This is a genomic window from Fibrella arboris, assembly GCF_041321095.1.
GTDB lineage: Bacteria > Bacteroidota > Bacteroidia > Cytophagales > Spirosomataceae > Fibrella > Fibrella arboris.
This window is the reverse complement of record NZ_JBGGWE010000015.1, coordinates 88,499-104,591: the sequence shown is the minus strand read 5'-3', so window position 1 is coordinate 104,591 and position 16,093 is coordinate 88,499. Positions and strand designations below refer to the sequence as shown.

10 protein-coding genes are annotated in these 16,093 nt (G+C 52.0%); all 10 read right to left on the bottom strand.

The window, feature by feature from the left end; translation table 11 throughout:
- Positions 1-146 precede the first annotated feature (146 nt).
- The 10 genes from ACAW75_RS21995 to ACAW75_RS21950 all read right to left on the bottom strand — a co-directional run bounded on the left by ACAW75_RS21995 (position 147) and on the right by ACAW75_RS21950 (position 16,076).
- Entirely contained in the window at positions 147-572 is a 426-nt protein-coding gene (locus ACAW75_RS21995; protein ID WP_370730918.1) for a thioredoxin family protein, read from the bottom strand.
- A gap of 193 nt (positions 573-765) precedes the next feature.
- Entirely contained in the window at positions 766-1,035 is a 270-nt protein-coding gene (locus ACAW75_RS21990) for a hypothetical protein (RefSeq protein ID WP_370730917.1), read from the bottom strand.
- Between the two features lie 100 nt (positions 1,036-1,135).
- The gene (locus tag ACAW75_RS21985; RefSeq protein WP_370730916.1) at positions 1,136-1,630 is read right to left on the bottom strand and encodes a hypothetical protein; all 495 of its coding nucleotides are present in this window, start codon (positions 1,628-1,630) and stop codon (positions 1,136-1,138) included.
- A gap of 416 nt (positions 1,631-2,046) precedes the next feature.
- Positions 2,047-3,576, bottom strand: coding sequence for a SusD/RagB family nutrient-binding outer membrane lipoprotein (locus tag ACAW75_RS21980; protein WP_370730915.1), 1,530 nt, complete (start codon positions 3,574-3,576; stop codon positions 2,047-2,049).
- A gap of 19 nt (positions 3,577-3,595) precedes the next feature.
- Complete coding sequence (locus ACAW75_RS21975; RefSeq protein ID WP_370730914.1) at positions 3,596-6,832, bottom strand: SusC/RagA family TonB-linked outer membrane protein; 3,237 nt, start codon at positions 6,830-6,832, stop codon at positions 3,596-3,598.
- Positions 6,833-7,233: 401 nt separating this feature from the next.
- Positions 7,234-8,097 (bottom strand): BT_3987 domain-containing protein, encoded by an 864-nt coding sequence (locus ACAW75_RS21970; RefSeq protein WP_370730913.1) that lies wholly within the window; start codon positions 8,095-8,097, stop codon positions 7,234-7,236.
- Between the two features lie 18 nt (positions 8,098-8,115).
- Entirely contained in the window at positions 8,116-9,630 is a 1,515-nt protein-coding gene (locus ACAW75_RS21965) for a SusD/RagB family nutrient-binding outer membrane lipoprotein (RefSeq protein WP_370730912.1), read from the bottom strand.
- A gap of 20 nt (positions 9,631-9,650) precedes the next feature.
- Positions 9,651-12,917: a SusC/RagA family TonB-linked outer membrane protein gene (locus ACAW75_RS21960; protein WP_370730911.1), complete on the bottom strand. Its 3,267-nt coding sequence runs from the start codon at positions 12,915-12,917 to the stop codon at positions 9,651-9,653.
- A gap of 756 nt (positions 12,918-13,673) precedes the next feature.
- The gene (locus tag ACAW75_RS21955; protein ID WP_370730910.1) at positions 13,674-14,540 is read right to left on the bottom strand and encodes a BT_3987 domain-containing protein; all 867 of its coding nucleotides are present in this window, start codon (positions 14,538-14,540) and stop codon (positions 13,674-13,676) included.
- A gap of 18 nt (positions 14,541-14,558) precedes the next feature.
- Positions 14,559-16,076 (bottom strand): SusD/RagB family nutrient-binding outer membrane lipoprotein, encoded by a 1,518-nt coding sequence (locus tag ACAW75_RS21950; protein WP_370730909.1) that lies wholly within the window; start codon positions 16,074-16,076, stop codon positions 14,559-14,561.
- Positions 16,077-16,093 lie beyond the last annotated feature (17 nt).

The window sequence follows — 16,093 nt, the reverse complement described above, 5'->3', positions numbered from 1 at the left end:
GTTTGTGGGCCTTATAGTATAACAGCAGGGTAGGGGCAGGGGTTCTGCCTAGCATGAAGATTGGCGAAGTAATAATGCAGCATGGCCCTGCCGCAATACCGTTCAGTACCCAGCAGAGCCATGCTGCATTATTACTTCGCTATTTACTACTTCACACTCTTGCCCACATCGATCAGGTCTTCAGCCGACATATACCCGATGGCTTTTTTCACCACGCGGCCGTTGCTGTTGATGAACAGCAGGGTCGGGTAGGCTTCCAATGGATAGACCTGGGCAAGCGACGGGCCTTCGCCTTTTTCCATATCCATTTTCACATTGATGAACTTCTTGTTGAAGAGGTCACCGACTGTTTTCTGCGTGAAAACATTCTTTTGCAACATTTTGCAGGGGCCACACCAGCTGGCATACGCATCTAAAAAGATGACCTTATTTTCAGCTTTTGCTTTCTTCAAAATGTCGGCCCAGCGAGCGCTGGTAAACTGAATGCCCGCTCCTTTTTCATCATCACCAACCGGCGTAAATGATGAAGCAGTCAGGAGAACAACAAGGCACAGGCTAAATAGTCGAAGCATGATTGGGAAACGGTTATGATACGTACCTAACGAACAGACAACACACTTTCGTTTCTGAAACAAACGGGATCACCAAATTTACCCCATTGCCTGCCAGACAAAAAGGTTTTTCGATAGGATTTACAGCGACCTAATGGCCAGATCGCTGTAAATCCTATCGAAAAACCTTTTTGTCTGGCAGGCAACGATGTGCTTACTCTTCGGTGCTGCGATTCCAGTCGGCATCAGCCACATGGGTTGGCTGATTGGCGTCGTCGGCCTCGGCAATAACATCGTCGATTTCTTCCACGTCTTCGGCTACCGATGTACCATTGGCCTGGTCATTCAGCCGTGAAGGCAGCTCGTTATCCAGATTTTTATCGTTTAGCTGACTAACATTAGGGTCAGTGCCCATTGTGCTGTGCATTTGTTGAGCCGCGTGTGACTCGGTGCTTTCTTTGCGGATGTTGCTTGATACGCTCATGAGTTCGTTGAGTTTACGTTAGAAAAAAGTATGGTTTATTGGTGTAAAGCCAGAGTATAGACAGCAAACTAAGCTAGCCAACAGGGAGAAGTAGCGTCAGCTAATAGGTTGGCTGGTGATCAGTAGACGTACCTGTCTGTGCTACGTTTTCATCGATTTCATCTTGCGAAGCCGGCGAATCAACAGCATCTTTTTGGGCGCTCGACTCCCCGCTGTCCTGTTTTTTGGCTTCTTCCTGCGCGTTGGGAACCGCTACCACATCGTCTGAGGCATAATCGTCGGGCCCTGCCGTTGTTACGCTAACGGTTGATGTGTTGGTCTTTCCCTCGCTGGCGGCGGCGTTGGCCAGTGCTTCGTCAGGTACTTCCATGGTGCTGTTGTCCATATCCCCCATGCGTAGTACGCCGTTCTTACTATCCATATCCTGGCTTCCCATTCCGCGGATATTGCGGCCATTCTCTCCGCCGCGAACTTCAGTGCTGTCTAACCCGTTGGCTGAGTCTTCCTGCTCTTCCCGGTGAAGGTTGTCACTCTCGTAGTCTTTATTCGCTGCGTCGTCGCTACTGTACGACGTTCTGGTCTGATCTGTGTCCATAACGTGAGTCTGATTAATCTGGCAACTAAGTAGACAACTACGTTTGGCGTAAAAGGTTGGTTAATCTGACAGTACGAATTGCCCGTTAAATATCCTTTTAATAAATAATAACAGGGCAGTATGAGCAATGTACGGTATAAATACTGATATTTGGTAACTCAAAATATACAAGCGTCTTCATGTGTTAGTTAGTACATAAAGAATCTATAATTTATTGACAGGCTGCTCTATACGGCACCCTCTTCGATCTTAATAGTTGGATAAAGCGTAATTAAAAAGCGAGACGATATTTATCGACTCGCTTTTTTGTTTTCAGTAATAATCATTCTGAGCGCTGTTGACTATCATACCAGTTACCCAAACAAAAGGGCGCCCATATGAGCGCCCTTTTGCCTAATGTAGTAATCGACCGGTCATTAGTCGACGTCCCAGAAAATCTTAGTGCTAAATACGTCAATTGTACCTTGTGAACTGATGTTCGCCACATTTGAACCTGCTTCTGAGTTCGGATAGTACAGTCTCGTTGGCCGTTTGGCGTCAGGCACCTGAATGCTTTGGGGCGTAACAGGCAAGTTTGTACGGCGATATTCTGACCATGCCTCTAAACCGCTGAAGCCAGTCAGAGCAATCCATTTCTGAATGGCAATAGCAGCCAGTTTATCGGTCGTTACATCCCAGTCGTAGTTCTGGATTTTGCTTCCCTTGAAAGCAGTAGCCCCGGCGGTATTGGCGCCCAATAATCGGAACGACTGCAAAATACCCGCCTCAAAATAAGACTGAGCAGTACCTGGCAGGGTTACATCACTATACCGTTGTTTGGCCTCAGCCAGCAAAAACTGAATTTCAGCTCCAGTCATAAGAATAAATGACCGGTTGTAGTCACCCTTTACCAGCAGGCTCGGACCAACAGACGATGTATTGGCTGGCAAGTACCCAGAGCTAGCTCCGAAGGGAGTTCCTGAATAGTTGGCGGCAACTTCTGCTTTTGTGCTGACACCTGGGGTGCTGCTGTTTTCACCACCGGTGGCATACGCAATACGCTTCAGTCGCAAGGTATCATTCGAGGCTTTAAGGTTATTAATCAAAAACTGCGTTGGACGGGGGTAGTTATTCAAAGCCCGTTTTGCGCCCGTAGCGTCATAACCCCACCGGTCATAAATAGGATTCAACTGACCTGCTGCCGGCTGGTAGAAGGATGCCCCGCCAACCCCTACGTCTGCCCCCGTAATAAAGCCCGAGCCTTCGGTCACGATCTTGTTGATCTCCGTCTTTATGTACGTGTCACGGCCGGCGACTTTAGACTGCCGAATCAGAATGCGCATTTTGAGTGAGTTCGCAAACTGGATCCACTTTGTCAGGTTACCATTGAAGACGAGATCTGAGGAATTGACCGTGCTGCTGAATGGGTTTGCTTTCATATCAGCAATAGCCTCGTCCAGCGACGTGATCAGTGATTCGTAAACCGTTTTCTGATCATCAAGCTTGGGCGCCAGCACAGCAGCACCTTTAAGCGCATCGGTGTAGGGAATATTGCCATACATATCAACCAATTGCTGATACAGCATTGCCTTCATCACCTTTGCCGGCCCCTTTAAAAATTTCTGATTGGTAGCGTCTGCGTTGTTAATCACAAACTGATAATCTTCCAGATTATCATAGTAACTATCCCAATAGTTAAAATCACCGTTCGTGAAGTTGTAGGCAAATATGGTTGTCGAAATGATGTAACCATTCCCCTGCGACCATTGCCCTGCCCAATACGTACCTGTCTCGTTGGCATTGAGCATATTGACCGTCGTAACGTTCAACGCATTGGTGAACACATAGTTTGGCGACGCCGTCGGTAACTGGTTCGGGTTGGTATTAATGTTTAAAAAATCTTTGGTATTACAACCGGTACCAATCAGAGCCATCAAAGCGGCTATAAATAGTGGTTTGAATTTCATAGTAAGTCGAGGCTAGCTACTAAAAAGTGAGGTTGATGTTTACACCGTACTGGCGCACAGGTGGCGTTTGGCCGGTTGTGTTGATACCAATACCAACTGATGAGTTTGTGGTTGGCACAGAGGTGGCCTGGCTACCTGGCGTTGGGTTCCCCTGGTAGCTAAACTCAGGGTCCGTGTAGTAATTCAGCTTGTCGACGATTGTGAGCAGATTGCGGCCATACAGCGCGATGCTGGCGCCCGACAGGATCTTCGTCTTGCTTACCAGGCCTTGCGGTAGACGGTATGACAGGTTGATGTCGCGAAGCTTGATAAACCAGGCTGGCGTAACGAAGTTCTCAGAGATCAACCGGTAGTTGTCAACCCATAACGAATATTCAGCTTCCCGTACATTCGTTGTATTGGGTGATACGCTACCATCGGCGTTCAGAATAGCTGAGTTGGGATAGACGTGAGGCGCGCGATCTTCAGTCCATTTACCAGTTCCAGTGAAGGTCATCTGCCGCCCCAGATCACTAAACATGACGTTGCCACCCCGATACTCGAAGTTAAATGTAAAGCCGAAGTTGCCGTATTCCATTTTCGAGCCTAACCCTGCGATGTGACGGGGTAGTACACCGCCACGGGCCAGCAGTGAGGTATTACGGAGCGGGTAACCAGTTGTGGCGTTAACCAGCACCCGGCCTGATCCATCTGGAGCATATTGGTAACCATCCGTTTTCAGGACAGGGAAACGGCTATCCTTGATAACGTTTGTGTTGGCGTAGGAGAAACCACCAATCTGGAATTCATTAATACCAGGATACAGGTCGATTACCTTGTTATCATTGTATGAGTAGCGAACGCTGGCATCCCATGAGAATTTGCCACCACGAGCAATCAGGTATTTCAGTTCAGCTTCGTAGCCCCAGTTTTTGGTTTCACCTACGTTGATCAGCAGGTTGCTGAAACCCGTTGAGTTAGGCACACGCACAGTAATTACCTGACCTTTCGAGTTCTGCGTATAGGCTGATACATCCAGGGTAATGCGGCTATTTAGCAGTTGAAACTCACCACCTACTTCGGCCGAATACACGGTTTCGGGCTTCAGGTTGGGATCGGGCAGTGTGTTGCCTACCGTCAGACCAACCGTGTTGCCGTATGGGAAGTTAGCCCCGTTGGGGTACGTTAGGTCCAGGCCATAGAGCGGGATGTTGTCATTGGCGTTCTTATTGTAGTTTGCCCGTAATTTGGCATAGTTCAGGAACGAACTCTTGATGCCTGGGAAGGCGTCAGTGGCAATGAATGAGAGAGCGGCTCCATAATATGGATACGACCAATAATTAGATGGGCGATCTGGCTTGTAGAACTTCGACGTCTGATCGAAACGGAATGATCCATTCAGAATCAGCCAATTTTTGTAGTTGGCCGTATAGTCAGCGTAGTAACCCAGCCGACGCTCTTCCGTAAGAATCTGGCCACCTGTCAGGATACCCTGCCGGTTCGATACGTTGAATACCCCCGGCACCACGATTGAGCTCGACGCTTCAGAAATGTTATTGGTTGTGCGCTGATACAGGCTACTCCCTAAAACCAGTCGGTTCGATACAGTACCAATGGTTTTCGCCAACTGGATCTGGAATTCGTTGTTGATTACGTTTTCCGTGCCTGAATAATCCTGTACAGACCCTGGAATGTCTGAAATGGCCCGGTAAATGCCCGTGCCGTCACCATCCCGGAAGAATGGAGCCGGAATAAATGATTTGCTTTTAGCCCAGTCTGAATAAATGAACTTGCCCGTTGTGTTTTTGCCTGTCCGGGAGTTGTTCATAACCCCTAAACGCTCGGTGAATGTCAACCAGGATGTTGCCTTGAACGTCAGGTTTATATTACCATTCAGGTTCGCATCTTTGTAATTCAACCGGTTATTGTCAGCCTCAAAATAGGGGTTGTTGTAGTAGTCATTGTAGAATCCGTTCGGGTTGGCAAGCGGATTGTTCTGCCAATCGCGTAGGGTGCTAAGGGGCAGGTTCGCCGGCTGATTCAGTACGTTGTTATAAAAGTCAGACGACGTACGGTTATAAACCCCCTGGATGTAGGCCGCGTTGAAGCTGGCAATCAGCTTGCCATATTCTTTCGTTGCCGACAAACGGGCACTTGTCCGGTTACTCTTATCGCCAGGTACGATGCCATTGACTGACTGGTTCTCCATCGACATATAGAACGAACTGGTTTCATCGCCGCCTTGGAAATTGACCTGATTATTCACTGATACCCCTGTATCAAAAGCCTTCCGGCGGGCATCTGGAACAGCCGAATAGGGAATCAGAAGCTGACTGCCATCTTCAGCCGTACGACCCTGAATGCGGGTTGAGCCATCAAATGCATCACCATACTGCTGGTTTTCATACGAACGCCAGTTGTCTTTCATACGCTCCAGGTAATCGGTCTTATACCCTGTTGTACCGAAAGCGGTGGCATAGTGTGAGCCAGAACCGTATTTGTCCTGAATCTGAGGCAAAAAGCTGATCTGCTCAAAGTTTGTACTATTCGAATAAGCCACTTTCAAACGGCCTTTCACGCCTCTCTTGGTCGTGATAATCAAGGCGCCGTTAATACCGGCCGACCCGTACAGCGTAGCGGCCTGACCACCTTTCAGAATCGATACGTTATCAATATCATTCGGGTTAATGGTTGACAATACGGTTGATGTCGTCTGCATACCGTCGAGCACCACAAGCGCTTCGTTGTTACCTGTTAATGACCGATAGCCCCGGAGTACGATTTTGACGGCTGGGTCAACACTGTTGTTCACGTTGTAGACAGCCAGACCGGTCACTTTGCCTGAAAGAGCCTGTGCCAGTTGTGGTGACCGACCGACGATCACGTCTTCATTATCTACTTTGGAAACAGCATAGCCAATTTCACGAGGATTCTTCCGAATACCCTGTGCCGTTACCACAACTTCCTGTAGTTGCGAGGCATCTGCTTTCATCGTGATATTCAGCGTTGTCTGGCTACCGGTAATCACTTCCTGATTGACGAAGCCGATAAACGAGAAGATCAGGCGGGCGGTACCTGATGGAACGCTGATTTTATACTGTCCGTCAACGTCGGTTGTAACCCCACGGGTAGTGCCCTTCAGGGCAATATTGACTCCTGGCATAGCTGCCCCGTCCTCAGATGAGGTTACCCGGCCGGTGATTGTCCGGTCTTGCGCTAAAAGAGGAACACTCACTAAGCACAGCAATAGCTGCGCTATCAGTAAAAGTTTTCTCATTGGTTAGAAAGTTGATTAGTTTGATTAAGTATTAAAGAAAAATTAACATTTCATCAAAACTACCAGATTGTTGCCAAGTGAACAAATTGTTGGTCTAGGTTTTTATATCTTCTTTATTCTGGAATATCAGAGAATAGCTTTATAATATTCTGTTTATGGCGGCTTTTTAGAATTTTTGGCGAATTAATTGTCTTTAATCTAGTAAAATTCAATAGTAAGTATAATTAGTATAGTTAAACAGTAGAATAAGTGATATGTACTAAAGGATACCCTCATATCTGGTTTGTATTTCACGTAAATACACAAAAAACAGGAAGCGGTACCCATCACACTGGGCACCGCTTCCTTAAATTAGTTAAACATTTCAGGGCCTGCCGGGTTGGCCGAAGGCAACGAAGATGCTATTTCCGCGTTAGCGTTTCATTAATCACCCGATCGCCCCCGGCACCAGCATATTTGTAGTTCAGCGTATATGTTTTGGTCGCCGGGTTGTACCGGTTCACGCCAAATTGAACAGTACCCGTGTTGGCGGCTCCTTTCGGGATCAGCGTAACCGTATTGTCGGCATTCACCCGCAATTGCATCAGCCAACCGCTGCCTCCTAAGTCAGCGAAGTTGGTCTGCACCGTGTTCAGGTCGACAGTTTGTAGCTCTTTCTCTTCGTTGATATTACGAGGTCCATTCACGGGGTGGTTAAATACACCGGTGGCCAGGTACGTGCCATCGTACTGATTTTTTAGTTTCAGCGAGATAATCTTGTACCCATAGTTGCTGCTTACAGCCAGGTTGTTGTTCGTTCCAGTAACCCGGACGGCCAGCGCGTAATTGGCGTCATTATAGGCCGTCGGGTTGGTGATCTTGTCGGCACCTGAGTAAAACGTGATCGACACAGGCGCGAGCCGTTGACCCGCTTTGATGGTCGTACTCGTCGTGGATAGCTGATAGAGTGTCGACGGAAGGGGCTTATAAGCAGTCCCGTTCGCGGTATTGTAGGCAGTTAGTACGGCGGGGTCGACGGCCAGATTCACCGTCACATCCTGACCCAGGGTTTGTGGCCCCGACAGGTTGACGTTGAAGGAATAGCTGAGCGGTGTACTCTGAATGGTCAGCCCGTTATTGGCTACTACGCCATAAAAGGCCGACGTGGGAATGTCGATCACCGAGGCGGCCCCGGCAAAATCGACATAGTGGGCGTCGTCTTTGAGGCAGGAGGTCAGGCTTAAGGCAAGGCTGCCGATAAGCGATAAACTGATAAGTCTTTTCATGGTATTTGATGTCTTGAATTACTTGATCCAGAAGATCTTGGTCTTGTCGAACTGGCTGTCGGCGCCCTGGGCTTTCACGGCCGTTTCGTTGTACTGGGTCTCAGTCTGCGGATACAGCAGGCGGGCCGGGATCTGTTTCACCGAGGTGCTGGGGTCCTGCGAGATGGGGACGGCCGGAATGCCGGTGCGACGGAAATCGCTCCAGGCTTCAAAGGGCGCGATGCCGTTGAGTGAATTCCATTTCTGGGTCAGAATCAGGGTGAGCTTGTTCGTCGCTGCATCCCAGGTGGCATTCGGGTTGCCACTATCGAGGAGTAGCCGGGCATAGTCTTCCGCTGTTCCTGAGTCATCGAAGATACCCAGGTACGTATACGACTGGATAATGGCCGTTTCGTAGAGTGTTTTGGCATTGCCTGTAATGTAGCCTCGTTGCACTGCCTCGGCCTGTAACAATAACGACTCCGTACTTGAGAGAAGGATAGCGGCCTGCGTTGAACCTTGAAGCAGTCCGGGCCCAATGCTGGAAACCTGGCTATTGACCAGGGGCGAAATGGTGCCGAAGAAAGTCGCGTTGAAGCTGCTGCCGCTCACCGGGTTGTAGAAACCAAACACACGGGTGTCCTGGGTGCTAATCAGGAAGTTCAACGCGTAGCGACCTGCCCGATAGATGTTGTTGTTCTCTACCGGCTGACCGTTCACCCCGTTACCGTAGGTGGCATAGAACGGATTTTGCTGGTTGGCCGAATTGGTGTAACCTGGATTGACCGTGGCATACTCGTCGGCTTTCAGGAAACCATAGGGCGATGCTTTTAACGTGGCTAATGCAGCCTGGACGAAGGCCTGCCGATCAGCGCGCTCGCTCTGGCGCAGGATCATCTTCAGCTTCAAGGTGTTGGCAAACCGACGCCACTTATTGATGTCGCCTTTAAACATGATATCATTATCGCCCGGATTGGTGATCGTCTCGCCGGCGCTGGCTCGTTTCTCGCCACTGGCAAACAGGGCCAGGGCCGCATCCAGCTGCTTGAAGAGATCTTCATACACCGCCACCCCGTTGTCGTAGGTGGGCTGAGCCACCGTCAGCCCCTGCAGGGCATTGGTGTAGGGGATGTTGCCATAGGTGTCGACCAGGATCTGAAAGTGGAACGCCTTCATGATCTTGGCCATCGCCTGCAGGTTGGGCTGGTTCTGGGCCGCCGCCTGCTGCTCGATGTAGTTGTAGTTCTTTAGGTTGGTGTACGCATTGTTCCAGATGCCCTGATTGAACGTGTTGGTGAACTGGTAGTTCTTATCCGAGGTAGCGATCGAATAGTTCCCACTGTAGTTCCAGTAGCCCATCCACAGGTTCAGAAAGGTGAAGCTGGTCTGGTAGTAGGTCGCCGTGTTGGCCAGGGCGTTGGGCAGCACCAGCTCGGGCGTAGCCGCCGTGACCTGGTTGGGGTTGTTGTTCACATCGAAGAACTCGTCTTTACAGCCCGATGCGGTCAATAACAGTAAGACCAGTGATCCAAGGACTAATTTTGTATTGCTCATGATAATGTCTTGGTTGGAAGTTAGAAACCGATACCTACGCGGAAGCCGTAGAAGCGGGTAGGCGGTGTCTGGTATTCGTCGGTCGTACCCTGGGCGTTGGAGTTGTCCAGCGAGTACTCGGGGTCGGTGAAGACGTTGGTCTTGGGCCGCAGCATCAGCAGGTTGCGGCCCGTCAGGGCGATGTTGAAGGTCTTGACAAACTTGGTGAAGCCCAGGATCGAGGCGGGGATGTCGTAGCTGATCGACACTTCACGCAGCTTCCAGAAGTCGGCCGAGGTCACGTAGCTCGAGCCGGCATTGTGGTAGCCCGAGTTGGTCCAGAACTCCAGGTTACCATCACGGGTCGTTACGCTGCTATTATTAACGAAGCTGTTGCTGCCATCTGCGTTGGCTGTGGCCAGCACCGAGCCGGGGAAGATAAAGTTCTGCCGGTCGTTGTAGGTGGTCCGAATGCCGGCTCCGGTGAACTCCAGGGCGTTGCCGATGGCATTGTAGATCACCGCCCCACCCCGATACTCGATGGTGGTATTCAGCGATACTCCTTTGTATGCGAACGTGTTGGTCCAGCCGAATCGGTGCTTGGGCTGAGTCGTGCCCTGGTATTTGAGTTCTGTATCCAGGATAGGGTATCCGGTAGTGGGGTTCACCACCGGCCGTCCCACAAACTGACCGGAGGCGTCGTAATAAGCCCCTGTGGGGTTAGTGTTCTGCACCCGGGCGATGTCGGTGGTGTAGAGGGCGGGGTAATTCTGCCCCTTGGCTGCATACACATCTGACCCCGCGCCGTTCGAGAGCGGAATGTTGATGCGGTCCAGACCGGGATACACGTCCGTCACCACGTTGTTGTTGTAGGTGTAGTTGAAGCCCACGTTCCAGCTGAAGCCACCAGCGTTTACCACCGGACGAGTTGATTTCAGTTCTACTTCAATGCCCTGGTTCTTCATGGTGCCCGTGTTGATCAGGGCGGTTGAATAACCCGTCGAGCGCGACACCTGGATGGGCACCGTCTGGTTGGTGGTCTCCGTGTTGTAGACCACCACCTCGGCGTTCACCCGGCTGAACAACCCGAACTCGATGCCGGCTTCGATGTTGGTGGTGAACTCGGGCTTCAGGTCCGGCGAGTTCAGGCGGTCGCTGAGCACAAAGCCCGGCTGGCTGCCGAAGGGGAAGAAGGCCCCCACCCCCGTGCCGGGGTTGAAGGTGTTCTGCAGCTGGTAGGCCGCCACGTTGACGTTACCCGCCTTGGCATAGCCCCCCCGCAGCTTCAGGTACGTCAGGGTGTTGTTGCCTTTCAGAGCGGGGATGGCCTCCGAGAGCACCGCCGAGACGTTGGCCCCGGGGTAGAAGAAGGAGCGGTTGGCCGGGGCCAGCAGCGAGGTCCAGTCATTGCGGCCCGTCAGGTTGACAAACAGGAAGTCTTTGTAGCCCAGCGTCAGGTCGCCGAACACGCCCACCAGGCGGCTTTGCGAGATAGACTCCGAACCCACCAGCTGGCCCAGCCGGTTGGCTACGTTATAGACGCCGGGCACCACCAGCTGCCCTGCCGAGGTGCTCACCTGGCGGGCGTACTGGATGCGCGTTTGCTGGCCCAGGATGAGCCGGGTGGTGAAGTCGCCGAACTTGGGGGAGAGCGTCACCAGCAGGTCGCCCGTAAAGCGCGTACTGATAAAGCTCTGATCGGCCACGTTGCCATTGACCTGCTTGACCGACGAGGCGATGTTGCCCGCGCTCCAGGGGTCGGACTTAGCGTAGTCGCTGAACGACACCGCCGAGAGGTTGCTCTTGAACTGGCTGGCGTTGATCTGGCCGCCCAGGCGATACAAGACGTTGAACCAGGGCTTGACCTGGTAGGCCACATCAGCAAAACCCTGCACGGCGTAGGCATCGGTTTTGGCGCGGGAGTTGTTGCCCGACACCTGCCACCAGGGGTTGGGGTAGTAGGCATTGAAGTAGCCGTTCACGTCGCCATACGGACCGTTGATGTCCATGATGCGGGGATCGCGCAGGGGGGCGTGGGCGGGCTGGTTCAGCACGTTCCAGTACACCGGACGGCCTTGGCCAAAGTCGCCATTCTCTTTATTATAGTTCGAATACGTGAAGTTGATCTTGCCATTGGCCGAGAACTTACCGATGGTGCGCCCCCCGTTCATCAGGAAGTTGGTCCGCGAGTACTTGTCGTTGGGCACTACCCCGTTCTGGTCCACCCGCTGGATGCCCAGCCCGAAGTACTCCGAGGCATCCCCGATGCGGTACGACAGATCATGCTGCACCGTACTGCCCGTGTTGAAGAAGGCCCGCCGCGGGTCCACTCCCGTCGAGGCGAAGGGCACCTTCAAGGTGTCGAGCCGGATGGAGCCATCCGCGTTACGGACCTGCACCCCGTAGCCCAGGGGCTGGATCGAGCCATCGTAGCGAGGACCGAACTGCTGGTTTTCGTAGGGTACGTACAAGCGGTAGCCATTGGCATCCAGGAAGGGGTTGCCCTCTCCGCCGTTGGAGCTGAAGGTACGCTGCAGGTCGGGCATGTAGGAGATGCTCTCGAACTGGGTGTTGTTGGTGTAAGACACCTGGGCCTTGTTCTTGCCGCCCCCCCGCTTGGTGTTGACGATCAGCACCCCGTTGGAGGCATCCGAGCCGTAGAGGGCGGCGGCTGAGGGTCCCTTCAGGATGGAGGTGTTGTCGATGTCGTTGGGGTTGATCGAGCTCAGGAAGGAGATGTCGGTCAGCACACCGTCGACCACCAGCAGGGCCTGGTTGTTGCCCAGGAAGGAGCGGTTGCCCCGGATGGTGAGCCGGGGGTTGGCCCCCACCCCGTTGTTGGTGAGGTTGACCTGCAGACCGGCCACCTTGCCGGTCAGACCCGAGGCGATGTTGACGGGGGCTGCCTGGACGATCTGCTCGTTGTTGACCCGGGTGACGGAGGTACCGATCTCGCGGGCGTTACGCTGGATGCCGAAGGCGGTGACGACGACCTCGTTGAGGTTGGTGGCGTCGGGAGCCAGGGTGACGTTGAGGGTGGTCTGGGTGGAGGTGACCACTTCCTGGGTGACGAAGCCGATGAAGGAGAAGACCAGCCGGACGGTACCGGCGGGGACCGAGAGGCGGTAGTTGCCCTCGGCGTCGGAGGAGACGCCTCGGGTGGTGCCCTGGATGGCGATGTTGACGCCGGGCAGGGGGGATCCGTCTTCGCCGGAGGAGACGCGGCCGGTGATGGTGCGGTCCTGGGCCAGCAGCGGCAGGCTGACAAGGCACAGCAACAGCTGTGCGATCAGTAAAAGTTTTCTCATTGTTAGAAAGTTGAATGGTTTACATGAAAAAATACAATTTAATAGTACTAATCTAGTGAGTAGTTGTACATGAACAAAAAGTAGTAAGCCTTTTTAATTAATTATAATCGGTATTCTATTCGTAGAATAATGACTAGTATGGTGAGTAGTTTACAAAGGTTGCCAGTCTGCAATGGAGAATCGATTTTATTTATTCCTGTTAGATATACTCGGGTCCGTACAAGTATGGTTACCTAACACGTGTAAGTCACATGGGCCAGTGTATAAACCGGAAAGCGGTGCCAGATCTGATCTGGCACCGCTTTCCGGTTTATACACTGGCCCATGTAATAGGTACGTTGCTGATTACTCAATGGCAACGTACCTGAACCGTTCGCTTTGCTTGGTTAACACATGTATTGTCAAATTTCAATGAGCTGTTGTGTCAACTACCTACCGAATTTATGGCCTATGTATCCACCCGACCGAATAGTCGTAATGGACAGACTACGCTATACAATGTACTGCGTAATTATTGCCATTATATTAAACTTGACCTTACCGATACAGATCGGACAAGTAGCGGAAGTTGGATCATACTAACTCGATATTCGGAGCTACTCGACACAGTATGTTGGCTTAAGCCTACTCATACAAACAGAAAGCGGTGCCAGATCTATTCTGACACCGCTTTCTGTTTGCAGACTATGCGTGTGATTAACACATACCGGGTAGTTGCCGATGTACATGAGTGGCAACGTACCCAACCTGACTATTCTATTCCCGCGTCAGGGTCTCAGTAATTACCCGGTCACCACCTGCGCCTGGGTATTTGTAGTTCAGCGTATATGTTTTGGTCGCCGGATCATACTTGTTCACGCCGACCTGTACAGTGCTTGCATTGGCGGCTCCTTTCGGAATCAGCGTAACCGTATTGTCGGCGTTCACCCGCAGTTGCATCAGCCAGCCGCTGCCGCCCAGATCGGCAAAATCGGTCTGCACTGTATTCAGATCAATCGTCTGAAGCGTTTTCTCCAGATTAATGGCTCTGCTCGAGCTAGGCGTGGGGTGCGTAAAGTATCCTTTAGATAGGTACGTGCCATCATACTGGTTCTTGAGCTTGAGCGAAATGATCTTGTAGCCGTAATTGCTGCTCACGGCCAGGTTGTTGCTGGTTCCCGTCACCCGGATGGGTAAGGCATAGTTAGCATCATTGTACGCCGTCGGATTGGTGATCTTGTCGGCACCCGAGAAGAAATTGACCGTTACCGCAGCCAGGCGCTGACCCGCTTTAATGGTCGTGCTCGTCGTGGTAAACTGATACAAGGCAGCAGGCAGCGGTTGATAGTTTGTGCCGTTGGCTGCATTGTAAGCCGTTAATGCGGCGGGATCAACGGCCAGATTTACCGTCACATCCTGACCCAGGGTTTGTGGCCCCGACAGGTTGACGTTGAAGGAATAGCTGACTGGTGCGGTCTGGATAGACAGCCCCTGGTTGGCTACTACGCCATAGAAGGCCGACGTGGGAATGTCGATCACCGAGGCGGCCCCGGCAAAATCCACATAGTGGGCGTCGTCTTTGAGGCAGGAGGTCAGTCCGAAGGCCATGCCTGCTGCGACGAATAGACTAAGAATTTTTTTCATGGTCTTTGATGTCTTGAATTACTTGATCCAGAAGATCTTGGTCTTGTCGAACTGGCTGTCGGCGCCCTGGGCTTTCACCGCTGTTTCGTTGTACTGGGTCTCAGTCTGCGGATACAGCAGGCGGGCCGGGATCTGTTTGATCGACGTACTCGGATCCTGCGAGATCGGTACGGCCGGAATACCGGTGCGACGGTAGTCGCTCCAAGCTTCGAAAGGAGCAATGCCATCTTCAGAAATCCACTTCTGGGTTAGAATCAGGGTGAGCTTGTTCGTCGCCAAATCCCAATTGACGTTGGCACCTCCGTTTGACAGGAATTCACGTGCATAGTCTTCTGCTGTGCCTGCTTCATCCTGAACGCCCAGGTACGTATACGACTGAATGACGGCCGATTCGTAGAGCGTTTTGGCGTTGCCGGTCAGATAACCGCGCTGAACCGCTTCAGACTGCATAAACAGCGACTCGAACGCGGACAACAGAACGGCATCCTGCGTTGAGCTTTGGAGAACACCGGGCCCAATGCTTGAAACCTGGCTGTTCACCAAAGGCGAGATCGTGCCGAAGAAGGTCGCATTAAAGCTGTTCCCGCTCACTGGGTTGTAGAAGAACGATGTACGGTAATCCTGATTGCTGATCAGGAAGTTTAATCCGTACAGACCAGCCCGATAGATATTGAAGTTCTCTACCGGCTGACCATTTACCCCATTACCAAACGTAGCATATAACGGATTTTGCTGATTCGTTGAGTTCGTGTAACCCGGGTTCACCGTTGCCGCTTGATCAGCCGTCGTAATAAAACCATAAGGCGACGCTTTCAACGTAGCCAGCGCGGCCTGAACAAACGTCTGCCGATCGGCGCGCTCACTCTGGCGCAGGATCATCTTCAGCTTCAAGGTGTTGGCAAACCGACGCCAGTTGCCGATGTTACCCTGATACAGGATATCGTTAGCACCCGGATTGGTGATCGTCTCGCCAGCCGCGGCCCGCGTTTCGCCACTGGCAAACAGGGCCAGGGCCGCATCGATCTGCTTGAAGAGATCCTCGTACACCGCTACCCCGCTGTCATAAGTAGGTTGTGCTACGGTCAGCCCCTGCAACGCACTTGTGTATGGAATGTTGCCATATGTGTCGACCAGGATTTGAAAGTGGAACGCCTTCATGATCTTGGCCATTGCCTGCAGGTTGGGCTGGTTCTGGGCCGCCGCCTGCTGCTCGATGTAGTTGTAGTTCTTTAGGTTGGTATAAGCATTGTTCCAGATGCCCTGATTGAACGTGTTGGTGAACTGGTAGTTCTTATCCGAGGTAGCGATCGAATAGTTACCACTGTAGTTCCAGTAGCCCATCCACAGGTTCAGAAAGGTGAAGCTGGTCTGGTAGTAGGTCGCCGTATTGGCTAGGGCGTTGGGCAGTACCAGTTCGGGCGTGGCCGCCGTCACCTGGTTAGGGTTGTTGTTGACATCGAAGAACTCGTCTTTACAGCCCGACGAAACGGCGAGCAGCAGAGCGAGGGACCCGATGGCTATTTTTTTGCTAAACATGATCTTGTCTTGATTGA